Raw genomic sequence first — 405 nt, forward strand, 5'->3', positions numbered from 1 at the left:
AGCCGTTTGCGGACGCTCACCCACACCACCTGACTGGTTACACCAGTTACCGCGATGTGCACGACGGTCAATACGCGATTGGTCAATGAACGTATCAAGCACAGTACTGGTAGACACGGCTGTCGGACGGTTTGGACCACCCCAACCATTGCGTGAGGTATCCACCAACATACCAATGGTGCTTGGGAAACCGGCAGCGATCATTGCCGTGCGCCACGCTTGTACGAAAGAAACTTCGCTGAAGTGCGGGTTCCACTCGTAGAACTTCGCTTGACGGGTTTGGGTTCCGCCACCGGTGCCGAATGAACCATTTGCCAGTGAATCAAGGAATGGCTCGTACAGCGGGGTGTAGCCTGAGGTGTTGGAGACAAAACCGGCGATGGAGTTAACGCCACCGGTTGCACC

1 protein-coding gene is annotated in these 405 nt (G+C 55.8%); it reads right to left on the reverse strand.

Annotated features, from left to right (window positions below; genetic code table 11):
• The coding region (locus A596_RS23615) for a glycoside hydrolase family 6 protein (RefSeq protein ID WP_235425786.1) at window positions 1–405 on the reverse strand (405 nt) is incomplete at both ends.

Origin of the sequence: Cellvibrio mixtus subsp. mixtus J3-8 (assembly GCF_000766945.1) — a bacterium.
Classification (GTDB): domain Bacteria; phylum Pseudomonadota; class Gammaproteobacteria; order Pseudomonadales; family Cellvibrionaceae; genus Cellvibrio; species Cellvibrio mixtus_A.